Consider the following 22,942-nt stretch of genomic DNA (forward strand, 5'->3'; position numbering starts at 1 on the left):
CTCGGCTCGACCGCCCTTATGAAACAGGCCCTACGCCGGTGTGGACGCGGTCAGGGTCTCAGCCGGTGCCAGCTCCCGGCGGGCGGCGGACAGGAACGCCTCGGCGTACGCCTCGGCCGGGAAGTCACCCAGGTAGCGGCGGCGGGTGGCCCAGCGGGCCTCGGCCAGCGGGTCGGTGTCCAGCAGGGCGGTCAGCACCTCGTCCACGTTGGACATGTCCCGGCGCAGCACGTAACCCGACCCGGCCAGCGGGAACCGCTCCACGAACCGGTCGCCCTGGTCGCCCATGTCGGTGACCGCGTACGGCTTGCCGGAGTAGAGGAAGTCCGAGATCACGCCGGACACATCGGAGACCAGCGCGTCGGCGGAGTTGACGCACTCGGTCAGGCTCAGCTCCCGAGCCGCCGCCCCGACCACGTGCCGGCGGCCGGTGCGGGCACGGTCGGCGACGAGCAGCTCGGTCAGGCGGCCCAGTTGGCGGGCCGATGCCGGGTTCTGCGTGGTGTACGGGTGGGCCCGCAGGATCACCGTCGCGCCGCGCTCCAACAGTCGGCGCAGCAGGCTTTCGGCCACCGGCAGCGAGCAGTAGTCGGCGTCGGCGTGGTGCCCGGTCCAGGTCGGCGTGTAGAGCACCGTCGGGTGCGCCAACCCTCGCGCGGGCTCCGGGCGAACCTCGATCGACTCGACCTGTGGGCGACCCACCACCACGAACTTGTCCGCCGGGATCTGCACTCCGGCGCGGGCGTACCGGTCGATCGCTGCCTGCCCGGCCACGAAGATCCGGTCGAAGATCCCCGACACCGGGTTGGCGCTCGGCGCCTTGTCGCTGTCGCCGTGGTGCAGCTGGATGTGGGTGAGCTGGGTGAAGCGGACACAGTGGCTGTTCTTCGCACCGTGGTTGACGTAGAACGCCGCCCGCAGGCTCGGCACCAACGCCTCGTCCATCGCCCCCAGGGTGGGGCAGTAGACCACCGGCGCGTCGGTGGCCGCCGCGATCGAGGTCAGGAACTCCGGCTCACGCAACACGACCAGGAACGGCCGGCCGATCCGTTCCAGGTACGGCAGCCACATGGTGACCTGGTATTCCGAGCCGGGAGGCGCGGAGAAGTAGAGCAGGAACTCCGGCTGGTGCCGGCGCAGCGCGGCGGCCACCGCCCCGCCACCGGCCCGCGGCCGGAAACGCCGCCGGGCCAGGTCCAGCGCGACCGCACCGGCGCCCGCGCCGACCAGCAGGCTGGCGGCCAGCGCCACACCGGCCGGCAGGGCGAGCGCGGCGGTGAGCGCCAGGACGACGAGCAGCCCGAGCAGGGCCGTGCCGAGCCGGTCGGCGATCAGCGGGGTCCAGGCGCGTACCGGCAGGTTGGCCGCCCGGATCTCCAGACCGCCGGCGGTGCGCAGCGGCCCCACCAGCAGCACCAGCCCCAGCAGGACCAGCCCGGTGGCGACCAACGCGAGGTTGAGCCCGTCGTCCAGCCGCCGGGAGTAACCGACCAGGATCGCCGCGGCGATCAACACGGTCTCCGCCACCAGGTCGGCGCCGGGCCGGATCCGCTGCTCGGCGGCCGAGGCGGCCAGCGCGGCGACGGCCAACGCCAGCCCCCAGCCGGTGGCGCCGGTCAGCGCCAGCACGACAAAGGCCAGCACGGCCAACCCGGTGGTCAGGCACCGGGCGGCCAGCTTTCGGACCAGGTCGCCGCGCATGTCGCTCCGTTCGTGGTTCCGCAGCCGTCGGCGTCAGTTCGCGGACGTCGCGCCGGCCGGCGTCTCGACCCGACCCGACCCGGACTGCACCGGCACGCTCGGCGTCGGCCCGTCGCCGGGTGCCCGGCGTACGTCGATCACCTGGCCGGTCAGGTCGGAGATCAGCACGTCCAGCGAGGACTGGGCGACGGCCTCCGCGGCGAGCAGGGTGTGCTCCGGCTCCTCGCCGAAGGCCCGCGTCCGCATCGGGGTGGCGGTGCGCTCCGGGTTGATGCAGTTGACGCGGACACCGACGTCGGCCCACTCGTCGGCGAGCGCCTGGGTGAGATTGACCAGCGCGGCCTTGGTGGCCGAGTAGAGCGCGTAGCGGGCCCGGCCCCGGGTGTAGGAGCTGGAGGTGTAGAGCAGCAACTGGCCCTTGGTCTGCTGGAGGTACGGGAGGGCCTGGCGGGCGATGGTCACCGGGCCGACGAAGTTGACCTGGAGCAGCCGGTCCATGGTCTCCTCGTCCATCTCGGCGAGGGCGCCCTTCTCCAGGATGCCGGCGGTGACCACCACGTGGTCGATCCGGCCGGTGGCCTCGAAGGCGGTCGTCAGCGCGGCCTTGACGTCCTCGGCCCGCTCCACGTGGGTGCCCGTGCTGGAACGGCTGAACGGGAAGACCTGGGCGCCGTAGCGCCGGGCCAGCTCGGTCAACTCGTGGCCGATGCCGTAGCTGCCGCCGAACACCACGATGGTCCGGCCGGTCAGCTCCTCGCTGTAGCTGCGGTGGTCGGTCAGTCGGGGCGCCTGCGCGGCGGCGAGCTGGAAGAGCTTGTCCGCCAGGTGCACGTCGACCGGGTGGGTGACCTTGATGTTCTCGTCCGAACCGTCGATCACCTTGATCGGGGTGCCGGGAAGGTAGCGCAGCACCACGCCACAGTCGTCGGTGGCGGCGAAGTCCGGGTCGTCCTCGGCGATCTGGTACGCCGCCCGGATCGTGGGGGAGCGGAACGCCTGCGGGGTCTGACCACGGCGCAGCCGGGAGCGCACCGGGATGTCGGTGATGCAGTCGTTGTCGTCGACCTGGATGATCGTGTCCGCGGAGGGGATGGCCACGTCCACGGCGTCGTAGCTCCAGAGCGCGTTGACGCACTCGCGCACGATCCGGCCGCTGAGCAGCGGGCGTACCGCGTCGTGGAAGAGGATGTTGCAGTCTTCCGGGCCGACCGCGTCCAGCGCGATCCGGGTGGTGGCGTTGCGGGTGTCGCCGCCCTCGATCACCTTGGTGACCTTGCGCAGGCCGGCCTTCTCGACGATCTGCCGGGCGTCCTCGACGTGGCCGGTGGCCATCAGCACGATGATCTCGTCGATCTCCGGTGCCGCCTCGAAGACCGCCAGGGTGTGCTCGATGATCGGCTTACCGGCGATCTTCAGCAGCTGCTTCGGGATGCCGAGGCCCAGGCGGGTCCCGGTGCCGCCGGCCAGAACCACCGCCACTGTCCGTGCGGGCCGCCACGGCGTCGGGGTCTCCGCTTCGGCGTCCGGGCCAGGGGTCTGGTCCTGCGTCATTGCCGGATCCTCACTCTCAGGGATGCGTTAACGGAAGTTTCCGCCCGAGCGGCGACGGAATGAACCTTAACGCGCGGACCGCGTCGCCCCAACGCGGGCGACGCGGTCCTCAGGTGCATGTCGATGCCGGACGTTCGCCGGAACTCTACTTGCTGTTCGCGTACGCCTCGTACGCCCGGATGACCTCGTCGGTGGGCCCATCCATCCGGATGACGCCCGATTCCAGCCAGATCGTCCGTTCGCAGGTGTCCCGTACGGAGGAGAGCTGGTGGCTGACCAGGAACACCGTCCCCGCGCCCTCCCGCAGCTCCCGCACCCGCTGCTCGCTGCGCTTGCGGAAGCCCTTGTCGCCGGTGGCGAGCGCCTCGTCGATGAGCAGCACGTCGTGCTTCTTGGCGGCGGCGATGGAGAACCGCAGCCGGGCCGCCATGCCCGACGAGTACGTCCGCATCGGCAGGCTGGCGAAGTCACCCCGCTCGTTGATCCCGGAGAAGTCGATGATCCCCGCGGCCTGCCTGGCCACGTCATCGGGGTGCATGCCCATGGCCAGGCACCCGAGGACGACGTTGCGTTCCCCGGAGAGGTCGTTGAGCAGGGCGGCGTTGACGCCCAGCAGCGACGGTTGCCCCTGGGTGTGGATGGCGCCCCGGTTCACCGGCAGCAGACCGGCGATGGCCCGCAGGATGGTGGACTTGCCGGAGCCGTTGCTGCCGATCAGCCCGATCGCCTCGCCCCGGTACGCGGTGAACGAGATGCCCTTGACCGCGTGCACCTCCCGGACGTTCGGCGCATGGGTGCGCTTGACCAGCCGGCGCAGGGCGGCCACCGGTGTGGTGCCGCCGGCCGCGCCCTGGTGCACCCGGTAGATGATGTGCGCGTCGTCCACGACCACGGTCGGGATGCGCTCCTGGGTTCGGGTCATCGTCGCGCTCGCCTCGGTGGGGGCGTCGAAGTGCTCAACCACGGCCGTACTCCTGTTCGCCGCGCCAGAAGTAGATGAAACCGCCGATGCCGGCGACCAGCGCCCAACCGGCGCCGACCAGCCAGAGCTGGGTCAGCGACTCGTTGAGCAGCGGCGCCTCCTCGAGCAGCGCGTACCGCGCCAGCTCGATGTAGACCAGCAGCGGGTTGTACTGCACCAGTGTCGTCGCCCAGCCGGGCAGTCGGTCGAAGAGGCTGACGCTGTAGAGGACGCCGGAGCCGTACATCCAGGTCCGCATGATGAACGGCATGACCTGCTTCAGGTCGCTCGACTTGGCGCCCAGTCGGGCCACCAGCAGCACCACGCCGGCGTTGAACACCGCCTGCAGCAGCAGCGCCGGCACCAGCAGCAACCACTCCCAGGTGAGCGGCTCGCCGGTGACCAGCACGATGCCGACCAGCACCACCATCGAGGCCAGCAGTTGCTGGAACTGGGTGATCGTGGTGGACAGCGGCAGGCTGGCCCGGGGGAAGTGCAGCGCCCGGATCAGCCCCAGGTTGCTGCTGATCGACTGGGTGCCGGCCAGGACCGCGCTCTGGGTGAAGTTGAAGATGAACAACCCGGTGGTCAGGTAGGCGATGAAGTTCGGGATGCTGTTCTGTGCGAGCACCACCCCGAAGATCAGGTAGTAGACCGCCGCGTTGGTGAGCGGGGTGAGCACCTGCCAGAGCTGACCCAGCTTGGCGTTGCTGTACGAGGCGACGAGCTTGGCGTTGGCGTACGCGGCGATGAAGTGCCGGTAGGCCCAGAGTCGGCGGCTGTACTCGACGAGGCTGGGTCGCTCACCGGCGACCCGTAGCCCGTGCCGAGCGGCCAGCTGCGCCTGGGTCAGGCCCGTGTCGGGGTCGACCAGCGCGGTGGTGGCCATGGAAATGGCGCTCCGATCTTTCGTGCAGACGGGGGTTGCTCGCGACGATCGAATCCTAGTGGGAAATTTGCGCGGGGCGCCGCCTCGTCGCTGCGAGGACAGTAGTCCGAAACACGTCGGGACGCAACCGTACCGTCGTTGCGCTACGCTATCCGGCGTGACCTGCGATAAGAGCCCTCGATGACCACCGAAAAGAGGCGGGCGCCGGCCGGCGCGGCGGTGCTGCGCGACGAGATCACCACGGCGATCCGCCGGGCGCTGATGCAGGAGCTCGCCGCGGTCGGCTACGGCCGGCTCTCCATCGAGGCGGTGGCCCGGCGGGCCGGCGTCAGCAAGACGGCGATCTACCGACGGTGGAGCTCGAAGCTTGAGCTGGTGCTGGAGGTCGTCGCCGCTGCGGCACACGGCAAGCTCCCCGCACTGGACACCGGCACGCTGCGCGGTGACCTCGCGCTGCTCTTCCAGGCGGTGGCGCACGCGCTGCGGCACCCACTGGCGTCGCAGATCATCCCGGACCTGCTGGCCGAGGCCGCCCGCAACCCCAGCATCGACGCGACCCTGCGTCAGGTGCTGCACGCCCGGCAGCAGGAGATCGGCGGTCACCTGGTCACCCGGGCCGTGCAGCGTGGCGAACTGCCCGCCGACACGGAGCTGGACGCCGCCGTCGACCTCATCGTGGGGCCGCTCTACTGGCGGCTCGCCATCGCCCGTCTCCCACTCACCGACGGCTACCTCGACAATCTGGTCGAATCCGTGGCGGCCGGGCTCGGTGCCGACAGCGTGCTGCCCCGTCCCCGGGCAGCCCCGGTCTCCGGCTGACCACGCCCGCGACACCCCACCACACGGAAAATGGTTCAGCTACCGGTCTCCGCTACGCTGCCCCATTGACACCCGGCCGTCACCGTGCCGAAGCCCGCCTGCTCCCCAGATGAGAAGGACACCCGTGGCCAACGTCGACAGCATCGCCGTCGCGCCCACCGGTTCGGACCCAGCACCGAGGTCCGACCAGGCTCCCCAGCCCTCCGACGACACCGGCCGGGCCCCGGCGGCCCGGGTCCGCGCGTTGGTCGCGGCCGCCCCGGTGCTGATCACCGATGGCGCCGTGGTGGCGTTCGCGCTCTGGACGGTTCTCTACCACCTGGCCTTCGTGTTCGGCCTGGCGCCGTCGGCGACGTTCCTGATCTGGATCGGTGGCTGCCTGGTAGGCCTCGGGGTTTGGCTGTGGCGCCGCCGGGGTCGTGCGTCCTCCGCCGCTGGTCGTGTTCATCAGGAGGCCGTCGAGGGCGCCGCCCCGGCGTATCCGCGCCCTCTGCTCGCCCTGGTGCTCGGTGCGGGCACGATCGCCGCAGTCACGGCGGGGCTGACCACCGTCGAGGACGGCGTCGGGGAAGGAATCCCGTGGTGGATCCCGGGTGGCTTCGGCGCTCTCGCCGCGGCGGGGGCCATGTTCCTCGTCCGGCGTCGCTGGCTCGCCACCCCGGCCGGCTCCGCCCCAGCCGCCGCCGCCACCCCGCTCTCGTCGGCGTACGCCCTGATCGTTGCCGTCCTGGCCGCGATCTCGGGACTCTTCTTCGCCCGCAACTCCGTCGACGACGCCTTCTTCCTCGGTAAGTCGGTCTGGGTGGCGGAACGCGACGAGGTGCCACTGCGGGACTTCCTGTTCACCGACGGTGTCGCGCCTGCGATGAACTCTCAGCCGCCAGTGCCCTCGATCGAGGTCTTCTACGGCGCCTTTGCCCACGTCTTCGGCCTGCACGCCGCCTCCGCCACGTGGTACATCGTGACGCCGGTCATGTCCGTCGTCGCGGTGCTGGCCCTGTGGCGGCTGGTGCAGCGCTGGGCGCCGCGCCGTGCCGCGCTCGCCTTCACCGTCGCTGTGACCTACCTCTACCTGGTCGCCGGTGATGACGCCGCCCTCGGCACCTTCCACCTGACCAGACTGCACCAGGGCAAGACCATGTTCGTGGCGGCGGTCGTGCCGCTGATGTGGGTGTACCTGACCGAGTGGTTCGACTCGCGGTCCCGTCGCGGGCTGATACTCATCGCAGCGCTCTCCATCGTGGCCACCGGCCTCTCCACCACCTCCGCCATCGTCCTGCCGCTGCTGGTCGGCGGCGCGGTCTTCGCGATGATGCTGGTCGGCCGGTGGCGGGACGCGATCCTGGCCGGGGCTGCCGCGCTGGTCTATCCGATCGGCGCGACGATCTGGTCGCGGCTCAACGCCGGCCCCATCACCGAGAACGCCGCCGCGGCCTTCTACGACGCCGAGGCCACCTACCGGCGGACCGTCCTGTTCGGTGTGCTCGGCGTGATCGGTGGCCTGGCCCTGTGGCTCGGTCCCCTGATCGCTCGTCGGCGGACGCCCCAACTGCTCGTCGCGGGCAGCACGCTGGCGATGAGTGTGCTGCTCTTCCCCGGCGTCCTCGATGCGCTCAACAGCCTGACCGGTATCGGCGTCGTGCTCTGGCGGATGCCGTGGATGTTCGCCCTCCCGGCGGTGATCGGCATCCTCTGCACCGTCGACCTGCCGCGCCTGCGGGTGTTCGGGAGCGTCGCCATCGCGGCGGCACTGGTCGCTTGCTTCGCCCTCTTCGGCACGCCCATGTGGTCGTCGAAGAGCTATGTGACGGTGCACGAACAGCCGGTCTGGAAGCTGCCCCAGCAGCGTAAGTCGATCGTCTTCTGGATGACCCGGCTCGACCGGCCCGACGGCGTGGTGCTGGCTCCGTCCACCCTCATGCACACCGCCCCGATGGTGACCAGCAGGATGCGGGTGGTCAGCCCCAACGACCGCTACCTGCCTGACTATGGCATCGACTCGCCGTTCGCCCAGGACCGGCTGAAGTTGGTTGCGCTCGCCAACGGCAAGCCCGAGCTCGCGCCGGTATCTGAGCTGGCCGGGGCGATCGAGCGGCTCGATGTCACCACCATCTGTGTCTATTCGGGCAACCAGGTGGCCCGGGACCTGGCTCCGCAGTTGGGTTTCCAGCAGTTCGCCACCCGCGGGCGGCCGGGAGCGATGACCTGTTTCCGTCGCGGATGAGGCCTGGAATCCACCCTCGTCCACGACGCGTGACGGAGCGCGCTGGACGGATGGCTACCGAGTTTCCCACCGGAAAGGGCATTGATACCTGAGCGGCATCCCGATGTCCCCTCGCGTTAAGGTCATAGGTGCGCGAGCGGCACGTAGGGGATTCGGTCGTCGCCGTGCGGGCTGTGATGCGGGAGTTCAGACATGGGTTGAGGCTGCCAGCTGTCGACAGCTGTCCAGTTCCGCAGCAGTCACTCAAGGTGATGGGCGGCGAACGGGGCGACGCCTCAGTCTGCCCTCGTCGGGTAATGCCGTGACGAATTCAGGCCCTGCCCGTAACCGATCTAGTAGGGAGCGAAATTCGTTGTTCGGCACGTTGACAGGACGCCTCGGGGTGGCCGCCCAGAGTGCGCTACTGGTACTGGCCTACCTGGTCATGCTCGTCGGTGGCGTATTCGGTTGGGTCGGCCTGTTCGCCGTCGCCGGGCTGGCCGCCATCATCGGCGAGTTCGCCGTCGCCCGCTGGTCACCTCCGTCGCAGTTGCTGTTGGAGAAGGTGGGCCTGCACTGGTCGTACCGACAGCTGACCCGCGACCTGGCCGCCGTGCTGCTGGTCGTCGCCGAGGTGCGGCTCAACGGCGGCGAGCTGACCCTGCTGCTCGTTCTGCCGGCGGCGGTGTGGGTCGTGTCGGTCTTCGCCGGTGCGCTCTCCACCATGATCGAGCGTCGTAACCCGCTCTCCGCCATGGTGCGCAACATCGAGCTGGGTCCACTGTCCAGCGCCCCCCAGCCGCCCGTCTGGGCCGCGGCGGTAGCGGGTGACCGGATGCCCCTGCTCAACCTGCTGCTGGTGCCGGCCGGCGTGGCCGCCGCGGTGCAGCACGATCCGACGCCGTTCTTCGTGGCCGGCGCGGTGGCGGTCGTGGCGACCGGTCTGGTGGGCGCCATCATCGCGCTGACCTGGCTGCGGGGTCGGGGCGCGGGGCAGGGTCCGCTGCTACCGGCGGTCCAGCGTTGGCTGGACAACTACCGGCCGGAGGTGGCGCTCTACTTCGCCGGCCCGGCGAAGGACGTCTACCAGGCGAACATGTGGCTCGCCCCGACCGAGGCGCTCCAGCAGCGCGCGGTGGTGCTGATGCGCAGCCGCGAGGCGTTCCTGGAACTGGCCGACACCCGGCTGCCGGTGATCTGCGTGCCGGCCGGGGTGGACTTCATGAACCTCGACCTCGGCGGCATCCGCGCGGCGCTCTACTCCGCGAACGTCGGCGCGAACATCCACATGCTCCGCGAGCCGGGCACGAAGCACGTCTTCGTCGGGCACGGCGACAGCGACAAGCAGGCCAGCGTCAACCCCTACAGCAAGGTGTACGACGAGGTCTGGGTCGCCGGCCTGGCCGGCCGGGAGCGCTACGCGCGGGCCGGCGTGGGGGTGCTCGACTCGGACATCGTCGAGATCGGCCGGCCGCAGCTCGCCGGCGTGCACACCTTCGGCGCCGAGTCGGTGGACCGGCCGTTCACGGTGCTCTACGCGCCAACCTGGGAGGGTTGGCTCGACGACGACCCGTACCACACCTCGCTGGTGCTGATGGGTGAGCGGATCGTCAAGGGGCTGCTCGCCACGAATCCCCGGGTCCGCCTGATCTACAAGCCGCACCCGCTCACCGGCTCGCGGTCCAGGGCGGCGAAGGTCGTGCACGACCGGGTCGTCACGGCGATCCGCGCGGCCGGCGGCAACCCGGACGCGTCCTCGCTGGACGGCACCGCGCACCTGGTGGTCACCGGCCGCACGCCGGCGTTGTTCGACTGCTTCAACCAGACCGACCTGCTGATCAGCGACGTCTCCAGTGTGGTGTCCGACTTCGTGCAGAGCCAGCGGCCGTACGTGGTGGCCAACCCGGCCGGCCTGTCCGAGGACGACTTCCGCCGCGAGTACCCGACGGCGCGGGCCGCGTACCTGCTCTCCAAGGACTGCGGCGAACTGGAGAAGATCGTGTCGGTCACCCGAGCCGGTGACGACCCGATGACCGAGGCCCGCCGGGAGCTGAAGACCTACCTGCTCGGCCCCGCCGAGGCGAACCCGATGGACCGGTTCCAGCAGGAGATCGACCGGCTCTGCCACTGAGCCCCGTCACCACGGCATCGCGCCCGGCCCGACACTGTCGGGTCGGGCGCGTCCGTGTCAGCCCAGCAGGGCGGCCACAACCCAGCAGGGCGGTCGCCGGGTCAGCCCAGCAGGGCGGCCACCGCGTCGGCGGCCGGAAGGTCCGCCGGCAACGCCCGCGCCGCCACCACCGCCGCGACCGGCAGCGGGCCGTACACGTGCGGGAAGAGCTGCCCGCCGCGCGACGGCTCCCACCGCAGCGCGTCGCCCAGTCGGTCCTCCTCGACGCTGAGCACTGTCAACCCGGTCGCCCCGGTGAAGTACCGCCGCGCCGTCTCGACCACCTGGTCGGCGCCGGAGAGATGGATGAAACCGTCCTGCCGGTCCACCGCGGAGCCGGTGAAGGCACCGGCGGCGAGGGCGTCGTCCCATTCGGCGCTCGACAGCAGTTTGTAGATCACCACCGCAGCGTACGGGGCCGTGGCCGGCGCGCCCGCCCGGTTTTCGCCGGTACCGCCGCGCCCGTCGCCTCCCGCCGGGCATGCTCAGGTCAAGGGCCGCGGAGGGATGGGCGATGCAGAGCTACGACGACGACTGGACCGACAGCCAGCGCGCGCTGTACGACGAGTGCTACCAGGCCGGCGGCGAGTGGGCCGACGATCCGGACACGTCGTCCGACGACGTGCAGCACGTGATCAACCTGGCCGAGGCGGACGACGACGCCTTCCAGGATGCCGAAATCGACTACCCGGCCCTGGTCGACGCGGTCACCCAGGCCAGCGGGGTCAGCGTCACCAGCGTGCCGGCCAGCCACGAGGACCCGGGCTTCCGCGGGTTCACCGACGGCGTCCGGGACGCCGTCGCCGACGACACCTTCGGCCTGTAACGGCCGGTAGCCCGCCCAGCGCGGGTGGGCGGCCTCCCGGTCCGCGCGCACTTCTGCCACCATTCGCAGAACAGCGCTGCGAGGGACGGGGGCACGGGTGCGGATCCTGCTGGTGGAGGACGACCGCCGGGTGGCCGCTGCGCTGTCCTCCGCCCTCACCCGCCGGGGGTACGAGGTCGAGCACGCCGCCACCGTCGCCGCCGCGCTCTCCGCCGCACCCTGTGACCTGGTGCTGCTCGACCTGACCCTGCCCGACGGGGACGGCACGGACCTGTGCCGGGAACTGCGTCGGCGCAGCAGTCAGCTCGGCATCATCGCGGTGACCGCCCGGGGTGAGGAACGTGACCGGGTGCTGGGTCTGCGCCTGGGCGCTGACGACTACGTGGTCAAGCCGTTCTCGATGGTGGAGTTGCAGGCCCGGATCGAGGCGGTGTTGCGCCGCGCCGCGAACGCCGCGCCCGAGCGGCACCTCATCGAGGCCGGGCCGGTCCGCATCGACGTGGCCGCCCGGACGGTGACCGTAGACGGCCGTGCCGTCACGTTGACCCGCAAGGAGTTCGACGTGCTGCTCTCGCTGGCCCGCCAGCCCGGGGTGGCGGTGCCCCGCGATCGGATCCTGCTCGACGCCTGGGGCACCACCTGGGCCGACCGGCACACCGTCGAGGTGCACGTCGGGTCGCTGCGCGGCAAGCTCGGCGACGCCCGCCTGGTGGAGACCGTACGCGGCGTCGGCTACCGGCTGCGCGACGCGTGAGGAGCTGACGTGCGCCGTCGCCTGGTGATCAGCTATCTGCTGCTGATGGTCCTCGTCCTCATCGCGTTGGAGACCCCACTGGCCGCCACCATGGCCAGCCGCGAGACCGAACGGGTCCGCGCAGACCGGCTCGCCGACGCCACCCGATTCGCGTCGCTGGCCGGCCCGGCGTTGCGCGACGGCGGGCCCGGCCCGATCGAGTCGGAGCTGACCAGCTACGACGACCTGTACGCGATCAGCGCCGCGATCGTCGACCGGGACCGGAACATCCCGGTCTCGTCGCCGAGGTGGCAGGCCAGCCCGGGGACCGCGACGGTGCTGGACGTCGCGCTGTCCGGGCAGCAGACCAGCGCCCCCGAGTCGGTCTGGCCCTGGACGACCGACCCCGTGGTCGTGGCGGTACCGATCAACGACGGAGGTGAGGTGCTCGGAGCGGTGGTGATCGTGACCCCGGCCGGCCCGATCCGCCGAGCCGTTGTCGCGTGGTGGCTGCTGCTCGCCCTGGCCGGTCTGCTCGCCGTGCTGGCCTGCGTGCTCACCGCGTTCGGGCTGGCCGGTTGGGTGCTGCGCCCGGTCACCGAACTGGACGCGGTCACCCACGAGATCGCCGAGGGCGACCGGGGGGCCCGGGTGCAGCACCGGCTGGGACCGCCGGAGCTGCGCCGCCTCGCGGCCAGTTTCAACCACATGGCCGACGTGGTCTCCGACGTGATGGACCGGCAGCGTGCCTTCGTCGCGCACGCCAGCCACCAACTGCGTAACCCGCTCACCGCGCTGCGGCTGAGGGTGGAGGAGTTGGGGCCCAGCCTCACCGACCCCGACGGTCGGTCCGAGCACCGGCTGGCCCTGGAGGAGACCGACCGGCTCGCGCTGGTGCTCGACGCGCTGCTCACCCTCGCCCGGGCCGAACGGGAGGAGAACGAACGCGTCACCGTGGACGCCGCCGCGGTGGCCGCCTCCCGGGTGGCCGCGTGGGCGCCGCTGGCCCGGCACCGGTCGGTCGCGTTGCGGCTGGCCACCACCGACGCCCCGGCGTACGCCCAGACCGTGCCGACCGCCGTCGACCAGGCGCTGGACGCGCTCATCGACAACGCGGTGAAGTTCAGCGGTGCGGGCGGGTCGGTGACGGTGACGGTGGCCCGCCGCGACGGCGGGGTGGCGCTGGAGGTTCGCGACTCCGGCCCCGGCATGACCGAGAGTCAGCTCGGCCAGGCGACCGAGCGGTTCTGGCGGGCCCCGGACGCGCAGAACGTGGACGGCGCGGGGCTCGGTCTGACCATCGCCGCCGTGCTGGTGGACGCCTCGGACGGGCGGCTCACCATGCGCCCGGGGGAGTCGCGGGGGCTGATCGCCGCCCTGTGGTTCCCGACGCCGACCCTTGCGGTGGAGCCGGCGGAGGAGGAACCGGCCGCCGACCTGCGACCCTCCCCGGCGCGGTGAGGCCCGGCCGTCACGGTTTCGTGGCGCGGTACCAGGACGCGGCGCCGGGGTGCAGTGACAGCGGGGCGGTGACGATCGCCGAGCGAGGGCTCATCCGTCCCGCCGCCGGATGGGCGGCGGCCAGCTCGGCCCGGCGGTCCATCAGCAGCCGGGTCACCTCACGGACCAACGGCTCCGGCAGGTCGGCCCGGACGATCAGGTAGTTCGGGTCGGCCACGGTGGTCACCGCGTCCACCCCGTACACCGAGCGGGGGATGTCCCGGGAGACGTAGACCTGGCCGTAGCGTGAGCGCAGCGGCTCGGTCCACTCGCTGAGGTCGACGATCCGGATGGCGCTGGCGTCGGCCAACTCCTCGATGCCCCGGACCGGCAATCCACCGGAGAAGAAGAACGCGTCGATCCGTCCGGAGCGCAGCGCCGCCACCGAATCGTCCAGTCCGAGCCGTTCCCGGCGCACCTCGTCGCCACCGAGGCGGGCCACCTCCAGCAGCCGGGTCGCGGTGATCTCGGTGCCTGAGCCGGCGGCGCCGACGGAGACTCGCCGGCCGCGCAGGTCGGCGACAGTGCGGACCGGGCCGCCGCTCGTGGTGACCAGGTGCAGTTGGTCGTCGTACACCCGGGCGACGGCGTCGACGGTGGGGCTTCCCGCCGTGCTGGTGGGCAGCACGTCGGCCTGGGTGAAGCCCAGCTCGGCCCCGCCGGAGCCGACGAGCTGGACGTTCTCCGCCGAGGCGGCGGTGATCACCACGCTGGCCCGTACGTCGGGGAGTTCCCGGTTGAGGATGGCCGCCAGGGACTGCCCGAACGCGTAGTAGACAGCGGTGGGGCTACCGGTGGCGATCCGGATCGACGTCGGCTCGGTCGGGGCGTCCCGGCAGCTGGCGACGGCCAGGTTCGCGATCAGCAGCACCGTCGACAGGGTGGCCAGGCCGGCGCGGCGGGACGAGGTACGACTCACGCGGTGCACTGTGCGCCGTCGGGCGGGTGCGCGCAAGCCCGGGGTTGGCGACCTGCCGGACGGTCGGAACCCGATCAGCAGGCCGCGCGACCCGCCGGCGCCACGCCCGCGCCCCGCGCCGACGCCGGGGTCACCCCGCGCGCCGTCGCCGTCCCGGGTTCCGCCATCGGGCCGCGCGCCGGCTCCAACGCCGCACTGCGCAGGATCCGCTGCCGGTCCGGGCCGTCGGCCACGCTGACCAGGAAGCAACCGGTGCCGGGGCGGAGCCGGGCCGGCACGTCGAGCACGGCCGCGCCCCGGATCAGCACCGCGGCCAGCTCCCGGTCGGTGAGCCGGACACCGAGGATGTGCCGGCGGACGTGCCGCCCGGCGGCCAGCAACGCCGAGCGCCAGGCTGCCTCCGCCAGGCGGGTCACCAACCGTCGGCGGGCCGGTGAGGCGCCGGGCAGCGGCCCGCCGAGCAGCTCGCGTCGCCCCTGCCACCAGCCCGCGTCCAACATCCGGGTGTACGCGCCCTGGTGCTCCCGGGGCACCCACAGCCGGTGCAGCTCGTAGCGGCGGCGCAGGCCGCCGACGGCCACCTCGTGGGTGACCGGGATGTCCAGCCGGTTGAGCAGTTGCCGCATCCGCTGCGCGGCGTCCTCCCGGTTGAACTCCACGCCGGCGGTGTGCTCGGCCCGGACCGCGCTGGGCCGGGCGGCGGTCGGTGGCGGCGTGCAACGCAGCAGGCAGGCAGCCTCGAACGCGTCGCCCAGTGTCAGCCAGCCCAGCGGGGATGGGGTGGTCGGGGTGTGGGGCCGGTCGAGCAGGGCGGGTTCGTGGGTCAACGGAGGCTCCCTTGTCGGAGTCTGGGTTGCCTTACCGTGGCCCCTGGCACGCCGTTACGGAACCGGTCCGGCCCAGCCTTGAGCAAATCTTGCGGCTGGGGTGCCGCTACAGGTCGGTGACCACCAGATCCACCTGGCGCACCCGGCCCGCGGCGGTGTCGTGCTCCAGCACTGTGTGCTTCAACTCCCGCAGGGTGCCCACCAGTTCCGCAGCGGTGCGCGGCCGGGCGCCGGCGACGAGCAGGTCCCGGACCAGACGTCCCTTGGTCGCCTTGTTGAAGTGGCTGACCACCGAGCGGACCGGCACCCCGTCGACCTCCCGCTCGTGCAGAACCCGCACGGTGACCGTGCGCTCGGCCAGCTCACCGCGCGGCGTCCAGGTGGCGGCGTACGCGCCGGAGCGCAGGTCCAGCACCGGGCCGCGCCCGGCGGCGCCGTCCAGCGCCGAGGTCAGCTCCCTGCGCCAGTACGTCGACAGCGCCCCCACGTCGGGCAGGCGGGCGCCGATCGGGCAGCGGTACGGCGGGATCCGGTCAGCCAGTCGGACCGCGCCCCACAACCCGGAGCTGATCAGGATCGACCGGCGGGCCGCCCGTTGCGCCGTGGCCGGCAACGAGGCCAGGTCCAACGCCTCGTAGAGCACCCCGGTGTAGAGCCGCTCGGCCGGCGCGGTGGCTGCCTCCCGCAGTCGGGCGTTGCGCCGCAGCTCGCCCCGCTGGCCCTCGCTGAGACCGAGCGCCGCCCGCGCGGCCTCCTCGTCCGGCCCGGCGCTCAGCGCCACCAGGCCGTCCAGCACCCGCTCGCGGGCCGGATTCAGCTCGGGCAGCGACAGCCGGTCCGGGGCCCAGCGCCGTCCGGTGCCGGCGTCGGCCTTCCCCTCCGAGGGCGGCAACAGGATGAGCATGGGTCTCCTCGACGGGCGGAACGGCGGCGCCCCACGCGCCGGCCCGGCCAGCGTACGACCAGCCCCTACCGCCAGGGCCGCACCGGGGTGTCGGGGTGGTACACGCGATAGCCTCCGACCTCCCGCACCAGCGCGGCGTCGGCCCGGTCGGCGAGCAATCGGCGCAACCGCCGGTCCATCGGCGAGTCGACCTCCACCACGTAGCCCGGCCGCTCGGCCCGCCCCACCTGCCGCCAGTACGGCCGGTAGCGGTTCTGCCCCGGCGACAGGTTGCCGTTGAGCACCCCGCAGACCACCGACTCATCCGTGTTGAAGATCAATCGGTTGCAGGTCCAGTAGTCCCCGTACACCTCGTGGGGTCCGTCGGCGCGCAGCGCGGCGGCCAACTCCCGGGCCTGGCGCTCCTCGGTCCGTGACGCCGCGGTGCCGGTGGCCGCGAACAGCACCGTGATCACCAGGGTGGTCACGGTCAGCGCGGCCAGCACGGCGGCGGACAGCGCGCCGGTGAACCGCCCCAGCACGCTGCTGGTGCCCCGCCAGGCGGTCAGCGCCGCCACCCAGAGCGGCCAGAGCACCGCCGGCAGCGACAGTTGCAGCACCGACAGGTAGCGGGCGTTGTCCAGCGGGCTGGTCGCGGCGAGCGGACTGCGCACGTACGACAGCAGGGTCAACGCCGCGCCGGCGATCAGCGCGAGCTGCACGACCGGCCCGACCCGCTCCGCGCGTAGCCCTCCGGCCCCGCGTCCGACCCGCTCCCCACGCGGCGCCCCGGCGGCGCGACGGTACGCGAGCACCGCGAGTGCCGCGCCGGCCAGCAGCAGCACCGGGTACAGCACGCCGAACCACTGTTGCCAGCGTCCGCAGCCGTCCACCGGGCAGAGCCCGTGCGCCAGTGGCACCCCCTCCAGCAGGCCGCCCCGGACCCGGTCGGACCACGGCGGCTGCGGCCCGGCCTTGGTGCTGACCGCCCGGAACACCGACAGCGAGTCCTCACCGGGCCCGGCCCGCAGGTTGTCGACGATCATCGGGGCCACGCCGACGACCACCCCCGCCACCAGCAGCAGACCGGACCAGCCGAGCAGTTCCCGCCGTACCGCCCAGACCAGGGCCAACCCGGCCACCGCGAGGTACGGCAGGATCAGCCAGTCCGACCAGACGGCCAGTCCGACGAGCAACCCGAACAGGCCGATCGCGAGCCGTCGGCGGTGGACCGTGCCGGCCGCCAACCCCACGGTGATCAGGAGCATCAGCAGCACCGCCGGCTTCACCTCCGGCCGCCCACCGACGACGGTGAGCTGGTCGCGCACCACCCGCTCCGGTCCGAGCGCGAGCAGACCCACCACGAAGGCGGCGAACCACGGGGTGCCGAGCCGGCGGGTCAAGCGGTGGATCAGGTAGAGGAAGATCGCGTACAGCGCGAGCATCGGCAGGCGCAGCACCGGCCAGCTCGGCCCGACCACCGCCACCAGGGGAGCGGCCAGGTACGACTCCAACATCCCCATGTAGTGCTGGCCGTAGAGGAAGACCGGGCGTTCCCGACCCTGCCCGATGTGCAGCGCGGCAAGGCCGAAGGTCGCCTCGTCGCTGTTCGACACCGGCACCGTGAACAGCGTCAGGACCAGCCGGTAGACGACACCGGCGAGCCCGAACAGCAGCGCGACGAGCGCCGGCCGATCGAGTCGCGGGCGCCATCGCCCACGGTGCTGCTCTGGATGCGACACGACCAGCGCCCCCGTCGTCGTCCCGACCGGAGTGTTTCACGTTCGGCCGGGTCGCCGAGGTGGATCGGCGCAGCCGGGGTGGGGCTGGATCGCCCCCACGGTGGCCGGGCCGCAGCGGCGCCGCCGGGGTCGGCTCGCGTGGCCGTGGCTGTCGACGTGTGGCAGGGTTGGCGCGTGCCACCCACTCCCGCCGGCCAACTGGCCGTTCCGAACCTGCACCGGGCTGCGCGGATCGAGGACGCCGTGCACCAGCTCGTCGAGCGCCGGCTGCGGCGCACCGGCTGGCGGGTCAACATCGTCGCGTACACCGGTTACGGCGCGCCGGGTTGGGTGCGGGTGATGTGTCGGGTGCTGCTGGGCCGTCCGGACACCCGCCAGCGGGGTCGGCTGGACAAGGTCCGCGGCTGGCGCAGCTTCACGACGCTGCCGAACAAGCACGTCACGGTGACCATCGAGGCCGGCGGGGTGCGGCACGAGACGCGGGCCGACCGCAGCGGCTTCGTCGACACACTGGTCGAGGCGGACCTGCCGCCCGGTTGGGGCACGGTCCGGCTCAGTGTCCCGGACGCCGAGCCGGTCGACGCCCCGGTGCGCATCCTCGACCCGGAGGTCAAGTTCGGCATCATCTCCGACATCGACGACACGGTGATGGTGACCGCGCTGCCCCGGCCGCTGCTCGCCGCATGGAACACGTTCGTGCTCGACGAGCACGCCCGCAACGCGGTGCCCGGCATGGCCGTGCTCTACGAGCGGCTGGTCACCGCGCACCCCGGCGCACCGGTCTTCTACCTCTCCACCGGGGCCTGGAACGTGGCGCCCACGCTGACCCGCTTCCTGTCCCGGCACCTCTACCCGGCCGGGCCGCTGCTGCTCACCGACTGGGGGCCGACCGCCGACCGCTGGTTCCGCAGCGGCATGGAACACAAGCGGGTCACCCTCGCGCGGCTGGCCCAGGAGTTCCCCGAGGTGCGCTGGCTGCTCGTCGGCGACGACGGGCAGCACGACCAGGAGATCTACCGGGAGTTCGCCGCCGCCCACCCGGAGAACGTCGCCGGGGTGGCGATCCGCCGGCTCTCCCCGACCCAGTCGGTGCTGGCCGGCACCCTGCCCGCCCCAGCCGGCCGCCCGTCGTCGGGGCCGGTGGGGCAGAAGTGGCTGTCCGCCCCGGACGGCGCCGGCCTGTGGCAGCTGCTGCGCGACGCCGGCCTGGTCTGACCGTCCGACGTCGCCACCGCGAAGGTTACTTGCACAACGGTCAGGCAACGTTGAAAATCCCTTCATGTCCAGAGACTGCTATCGATATTTTTCCGGGCTGGCGCTGGTAGCGGCGCTGACGCTCGGCGCAGCAGCCCCCGCCTCCCTGCCGGACACCGTGCCGGTGGCCGCCCAGGCAGCCTGCGTGACAGATCCGGCCACCCCGAAACGGCAGTTCCGGGGCATGTGGATCGCCAGCGTGGCCAACATCGACTGGCCCAGCCGCACCGGGCTCACCGCCGCCGCCCAACAGGCGGAGTACCGAGGTTGGCTCGACCTGGCCAAGCAGCGTCGGATGAACGCCGTTGTCGTGCAGATCCGCCCCGCCGCCGACGCGTTCTGGCCGTCGACGTACGAGCCGTGGTCGCAGTGGCTCACCGGAACCCAGGGAGGCAATCCCGGCTACGACCCGATGGCCTTCATGGTGGCCGAGGCGCACGCCCGCAACCTGGAGTTCCACGCCTGGTTCAATCCGTACCGGGTCGCGACCCACACCGACCTCACCAAGCTGGCCGCCAGCCACCCGGCCCGCAAGAACCCGGGCTGGGCCGTCGCCTACAACGGCCAGCTCTACTACAACCCCGGCATCCCCGCCGTCCGCGCCTTCGTGCAGACCGCCATGATGGACGCCGTCAACCGCTACGACATCGACGCGGTGCACTGGGACGACTACTTCTACCCGTACCCGGGCAGCGGTGGGGGCTTCCCCGACCAGACCACCTACGCCCAGTACGGCGCCGGCTTCAGCACCATCACCGACTGGCGGCGCAACAACGTCAACCTGCTGGTGCAGGAGATGAGTGCCAAGATCCGGGCGGCGAAGCCGTGGGTGAAGCTCGGCGTGAGCCCGTTCGGCATCTGGCGCAACGCCGGCACCGACCCGCTCGGCTCGCGCACCACCGGCCTCCAGTCGTACGACGCGATCTACGCCGACACCCGACGTTGGGTGAAGCAGGGTTGGATCGACTACATCGCCCCGCAGATCTACTGGCAGATCGGCCACCCCGCGGCCGACTACGCGGAATTGGTCCGCTGGTGGTCGGAGACCGTCACCGGCACCACCGTGCAACTGCTCGTCGGGCAGGCAACCTACCGCGCCGGGGCCTCCGGGCAGGATGCCGCCTGGCAGGACCCGGCCGAGCTCACCGACCACCTGACCCTCAACCGCGCCTACCCCCGGATCCTCGGCGACATCCACTTCAGCGCCAAGGACGTACGCGCCGACCGCATCGGTGCCGTCTCCCGGGTTACGACCGACCACTACCGCCGGCCCGCCCTGGCACCGGCCGGGGTCGGCGGTGCCGCGCCCGCCGCGCCGAATCTCACCTCGGCGGTACGCGGCAGCGGCGGCGTGACAGTGAACTGGCAGCGTGGCGCCGCCGGCAGCACGGCCTCGTACGCCGTGTACCGACTGCCCGGCGACGGCTCGGTCGACCCCTGCGACCTGGCCGATGCCCGCAACCTGCTCGGCACGGTGCGTGCCTCGGGCAGCACCGGGACGTTCACCGACGCCACCGCCGCCGCCGGCTCGACCTACCGGTACCTGGTGACCGCCCTGGACCGGCTGCACCACGAGAGCCCGGCCAGCAACGCGCGGGTGGTCACCGGCACCGGCGGCACGTTCAGCGTGATCGTGGACAACACCACCACTGGTGGCTTCACCGCCGCCGCCACCTGGGGCACCTCGTCGTACCTCACCGCGCGGTACGGCACGAACTACCGGTTCGCCGAGCCGCAGGCGGTCAGTGACCCGGCCTGGTTCAGCGCGACGCTGCCCGCCGCCGGCTCGTACCGGGTCGAGGTCTGGTACCCGGCCGACCCCGGCTACAACAGCGCCACGCCGCACCTGGTGGCCACCGCGAACGGGACCGTGACGGTCTCCGTCGACCAGCGCAGCGGCGGCGGGCAGTGGCGGGTGCTGGGCACCTACGACTTCGCCGCTGGGACGCGCCAGGTCGTCGGGGTCAGCCGCTGGACCAGCACCCAGGGGTACGTGGTAGCCGACGCCGTCCGGATCACCCGGCTCTGAGCCCGCGTCTGGTTCCCCCGGAGCGTCTCGACGCTTCGGGGGAACGGCAGCGGCCGGCCGAGAGTTGCCGTGCTGCGCTACGGTCCCATCCGACCCGCCCGAGCAGGCGGGCGGGACCGGGGGTGGATGGTGCGATACGCGCAGCCACAGTTGGCGCCTGACGAACGGATCCTGTTCACCCAACGGGGATACTTTCCCATTGGTGGAACGGTGTTCAGCGCCTACGGGGCCCTCCTCGTCCTCACCACCAGGCGCCTGCTCTTCGCGCCAGCTCGGATCTGGAAAATCCACAACCCGGCAGAGACCTGGGTTCGCGCCAAGTCCATGAGCCTTCCGGACGTGAGGGCCGCCGAACCCGCGTCCGGCGCGCGGTTGACGATCAGTTCCCGGTACGGCGACACCGTCTCCTTCTGCGCCATCCTCCCCACGGGCCCGGGCTTCGTCTGGCAGGTGCGCGACGCCGTCCCCTATCGGGACGAGACAGTTCGGCAGATCAGGCAGGCCATTCGGATCACCGGGGCTGGTTCGGGTGCGGCCGACGTCGGTGACGGCGGCGCGTGGCGCTGAACGAGGGGGACGTGGACCAGACCGCTCGCATGCAGGGCGAGCATGTCACCGTGTACGAGCGGCCGGGCCGTCGTTGCGCGTCTCGACGAGGGAGATGAGCCCATGGACCCTGCGATCCGGGACCGCGAGCTGCGACTCTGGCAGACCTTGGGGCCTACCGCCTACCGCCTGCGTTCTGTCGGGGTCGCCGTCCTGCTGGCTCTGGGCGGGGCGGTGGTCTTTCTCGGATTCATGACCGCGATCAACCACTTCCCCGGTACCGGGGCCGTCTACAAGGGGCCAGGAGAGCGCTCGGTGCGCGTGGTCGTCGGCACCTGCCAGCAGCTCGGCCCGATCAGCAAGCAAGGCTTCGGTTACTGGTGGGAGTGCGATGCCGCCGTGACCGGAAGCGGCGGCGCTGTCCGGAAGACCCGGATTGAGCGCTCGGTCGTCACCCCCGAGGACCAAGGTCGGTCGCTCGTGCTGCGCGAGGGGTGCCGTGACAGGAAAGGGTTCACCGACTGCTCGTACGGCAGACCGACCAATTCGTGGCTCGAGATGGGCGTACTGCTCATCGGCAAGGTGGGGTGGATAGTTGCCGTCCTCAGCGGCCTGGGCGCCCTCGTCTACCTGACCCGGGCGCTCCTCGGGGCACCCCGGTACTGCCGCTTCCGTGGCGGCCGTCCAGCGAGCGCAAGATCATGAGCGGAGGTCGCCCGACGTTGATGCCGATGAGGAACTGGGGTACCTGGTTCGGCGGTCTGATCCTGTGGGCCGTGTTCGGCTTCATGATGGTGATGTTCAGTAGGAATCCGGCGAACGGTTGGGGTGAGTTGGTGCTGGTCGCCGGGTTCTTCGTCGGCCTCTGTCACCTCGTCACGGTCGCCGCCATGTTCTCCTACGTGAAGGTGACTCCGGCCGCCCTTCTGGTGGTCAACCCGGGACTGTCGACCGCGATACCGTGGAGTCGCGTCCAGCAGGTGGTCGCGGAGCGCGGTCTCGTTGTCAGGGTCAGAGGCGCCGAGGATGTCCACTGCTACGCGTTTCAGCCCTCCGTCGTCGGCCGCCTGATGGGCTATCCGGGGGCCCATCGAGCGGTCAAGAAGATCGACAGTTATGGGAAGCGTGTCGCCCTCGGCGCCGGCAAGGACGACCCGGAGAGCGCAGTTACCTGGCGTCGCCACCTGCTGTGGTTGGTGGGTGGCTGGTCGGTCTTCGCGTTACTCGTACCCTCGTTGGTCCGTGTCCTTTGAGGAGCAGGCAAACGCCCGCCGGGGGTGACCTTCGGTCCGGCGTCGCCGAACCGTGATACCGGCCATCAAGTAGAGCCACGACGACTTCGCCTCTGCTGGTGACCAGGCGTAGCCCTCCGACGCCGCCGACCTCTGC

20 protein-coding genes are annotated in these 22,942 nt (G+C 71.7%); 11 read left to right on the top strand and 9 right to left on the bottom strand.

Going from position 1 to position 22,942, the window contains the following annotated elements; all coding sequences use genetic code 11:
* Window positions 1-30: 30 nt before the first annotated feature.
* The 4 genes from GA0070561_RS16330 to GA0070561_RS16345 all read right to left on the bottom strand — a co-directional run bounded on the left by GA0070561_RS16330 (window position 31) and on the right by GA0070561_RS16345 (window position 5,102).
* Window positions 31-1,701, bottom strand: coding sequence for a CDP-glycerol glycerophosphotransferase family protein (locus GA0070561_RS16330; protein WP_091401416.1), 1,671 nt, complete (start codon window positions 1,699-1,701; stop codon window positions 31-33).
* A 33-nt stretch (window positions 1,702-1,734) separates the two neighbouring features.
* Window positions 1,735-3,252, bottom strand: a complete 1,518-nt coding sequence (locus tag GA0070561_RS16335) for a bifunctional cytidylyltransferase/SDR family oxidoreductase (RefSeq protein WP_091401419.1) — start codon at window positions 3,250-3,252, stop codon at window positions 1,735-1,737.
* A 145-nt stretch (window positions 3,253-3,397) separates the two neighbouring features.
* The gene (locus tag GA0070561_RS16340; RefSeq protein WP_091402180.1) at window positions 3,398-4,174 is read right to left on the bottom strand and encodes an ABC transporter ATP-binding protein; all 777 of its coding nucleotides are present in this window, start codon (window positions 4,172-4,174) and stop codon (window positions 3,398-3,400) included.
* A 34-nt stretch (window positions 4,175-4,208) separates the two neighbouring features.
* A complete protein-coding gene (locus GA0070561_RS16345) occupies window positions 4,209-5,102 on the bottom strand; it encodes an ABC transporter permease (RefSeq protein WP_091401422.1) in 894 nt (297 codons plus the stop codon).
* Between the two features lie 180 nt (window positions 5,103-5,282).
* Here GA0070561_RS16345 and GA0070561_RS16350 point away from each other — a divergent pair, with 180 nt between their 5' ends.
* The 3 genes from GA0070561_RS16350 (at window position 5,283) to GA0070561_RS16360 (ending at window position 10,255) form a co-directional block, all read left to right on the top strand.
* Window positions 5,283-5,921 (top strand): TetR/AcrR family transcriptional regulator, encoded by a 639-nt coding sequence (locus tag GA0070561_RS16350; protein ID WP_091401424.1) that lies wholly within the window; start codon window positions 5,283-5,285, stop codon window positions 5,919-5,921.
* Between the two features lie 109 nt (window positions 5,922-6,030).
* Entirely contained in the window at window positions 6,031-8,145 is a 2,115-nt protein-coding gene (locus GA0070561_RS16355) for a DUF6077 domain-containing protein (protein ID WP_141710386.1), read from the top strand.
* 352 nt (window positions 8,146-8,497) lie between these two features.
* Window positions 8,498-10,255 (top strand): CDP-glycerol glycerophosphotransferase family protein, encoded by a 1,758-nt coding sequence (locus GA0070561_RS16360; protein WP_091401429.1) that lies wholly within the window; start codon window positions 8,498-8,500, stop codon window positions 10,253-10,255.
* A 101-nt stretch (window positions 10,256-10,356) separates the two neighbouring features.
* On the opposite strand, the gene GA0070561_RS16365 is transcribed toward GA0070561_RS16360, so the two are convergent.
* Window positions 10,357-10,695, bottom strand: a complete 339-nt coding sequence (locus tag GA0070561_RS16365) for a DUF952 domain-containing protein (RefSeq protein WP_091402182.1) — start codon at window positions 10,693-10,695, stop codon at window positions 10,357-10,359.
* Between the two features lie 113 nt (window positions 10,696-10,808).
* Here GA0070561_RS16365 and GA0070561_RS16370 point away from each other — a divergent pair, with 113 nt between their 5' ends.
* The 3 genes from GA0070561_RS16370 to GA0070561_RS16380 all read left to right on the top strand — a co-directional run bounded on the left by GA0070561_RS16370 (window position 10,809) and on the right by GA0070561_RS16380 (window position 13,314).
* Complete coding sequence (locus GA0070561_RS16370; protein WP_091401431.1) at window positions 10,809-11,120, top strand: hypothetical protein; 312 nt, start codon at window positions 10,809-10,811, stop codon at window positions 11,118-11,120.
* A 97-nt stretch (window positions 11,121-11,217) separates the two neighbouring features.
* Window positions 11,218-11,874: a response regulator transcription factor gene (locus tag GA0070561_RS16375; RefSeq protein ID WP_091401433.1), complete on the top strand. Its 657-nt coding sequence runs from the start codon at window positions 11,218-11,220 to the stop codon at window positions 11,872-11,874.
* 9 nt (window positions 11,875-11,883) lie between these two features.
* Window positions 11,884-13,314: a sensor histidine kinase gene (locus tag GA0070561_RS16380; protein ID WP_091401435.1), complete on the top strand. Its 1,431-nt coding sequence runs from the start codon at window positions 11,884-11,886 to the stop codon at window positions 13,312-13,314.
* 10 nt (window positions 13,315-13,324) lie between these two features.
* Here the strand turns inward: GA0070561_RS16380 and GA0070561_RS16385 are convergent, their stop codons facing one another.
* From GA0070561_RS16385 to GA0070561_RS16400, 4 genes are all read right to left on the bottom strand, one after another.
* The gene (locus GA0070561_RS16385; protein ID WP_373861564.1) at window positions 13,325-14,224 is read right to left on the bottom strand and encodes a TAXI family TRAP transporter solute-binding subunit; all 900 of its coding nucleotides are present in this window, start codon (window positions 14,222-14,224) and stop codon (window positions 13,325-13,327) included.
* 122 nt (window positions 14,225-14,346) lie between these two features.
* Window positions 14,347-15,099: a hypothetical protein gene (locus GA0070561_RS16390; protein WP_244166266.1), complete on the bottom strand. Its 753-nt coding sequence runs from the start codon at window positions 15,097-15,099 to the stop codon at window positions 14,347-14,349.
* A gap of 106 nt (window positions 15,100-15,205) precedes the next feature.
* On the bottom strand, window positions 15,206-16,003 hold the full coding sequence (gene yaaA / locus GA0070561_RS16395; protein WP_091401439.1) for a peroxide stress protein YaaA: 798 nt from the start codon (window positions 16,001-16,003) through the stop codon (window positions 15,206-15,208).
* 65 nt (window positions 16,004-16,068) lie between these two features.
* Window positions 16,069-17,724 (bottom strand): ArnT family glycosyltransferase, encoded by a 1,656-nt coding sequence (locus tag GA0070561_RS16400; RefSeq protein ID WP_091401442.1) that lies wholly within the window; start codon window positions 17,722-17,724, stop codon window positions 16,069-16,071.
* Window positions 17,725-17,898: 174 nt separating this feature from the next.
* Here GA0070561_RS16400 and GA0070561_RS16405 point away from each other — a divergent pair, with 174 nt between their 5' ends.
* The 5 genes from GA0070561_RS16405 to GA0070561_RS16425 all read left to right on the top strand — a co-directional run bounded on the left by GA0070561_RS16405 (window position 17,899) and on the right by GA0070561_RS16425 (window position 22,806).
* The gene (locus GA0070561_RS16405) at window positions 17,899-18,939 is read left to right on the top strand and encodes an App1 family protein (protein ID WP_091402183.1); all 1,041 of its coding nucleotides are present in this window, start codon (window positions 17,899-17,901) and stop codon (window positions 18,937-18,939) included.
* 64 nt (window positions 18,940-19,003) lie between these two features.
* Window positions 19,004-21,007 (top strand): family 10 glycosylhydrolase, encoded by a 2,004-nt coding sequence (locus tag GA0070561_RS34535; RefSeq protein WP_091401444.1) that lies wholly within the window; start codon window positions 19,004-19,006, stop codon window positions 21,005-21,007.
* A gap of 210 nt (window positions 21,008-21,217) precedes the next feature.
* Entirely contained in the window at window positions 21,218-21,574 is a 357-nt protein-coding gene (locus GA0070561_RS16415) for a hypothetical protein (RefSeq protein ID WP_141710387.1), read from the top strand.
* A gap of 102 nt (window positions 21,575-21,676) precedes the next feature.
* The gene (locus GA0070561_RS16420; protein ID WP_091401449.1) at window positions 21,677-22,258 is read left to right on the top strand and encodes a DUF6346 domain-containing protein; all 582 of its coding nucleotides are present in this window, start codon (window positions 21,677-21,679) and stop codon (window positions 22,256-22,258) included.
* Window positions 22,259-22,329: 71 nt separating this feature from the next.
* A complete protein-coding gene (locus tag GA0070561_RS16425) occupies window positions 22,330-22,806 on the top strand; it encodes a hypothetical protein (protein WP_141710388.1) in 477 nt (158 codons plus the stop codon).
* Window positions 22,807-22,942 lie beyond the last annotated feature (136 nt).

The organism is Micromonospora saelicesensis, from assembly GCF_900091575.1.
GTDB lineage: Bacteria > Actinomycetota > Actinomycetes > Mycobacteriales > Micromonosporaceae > Micromonospora > Micromonospora saelicesensis.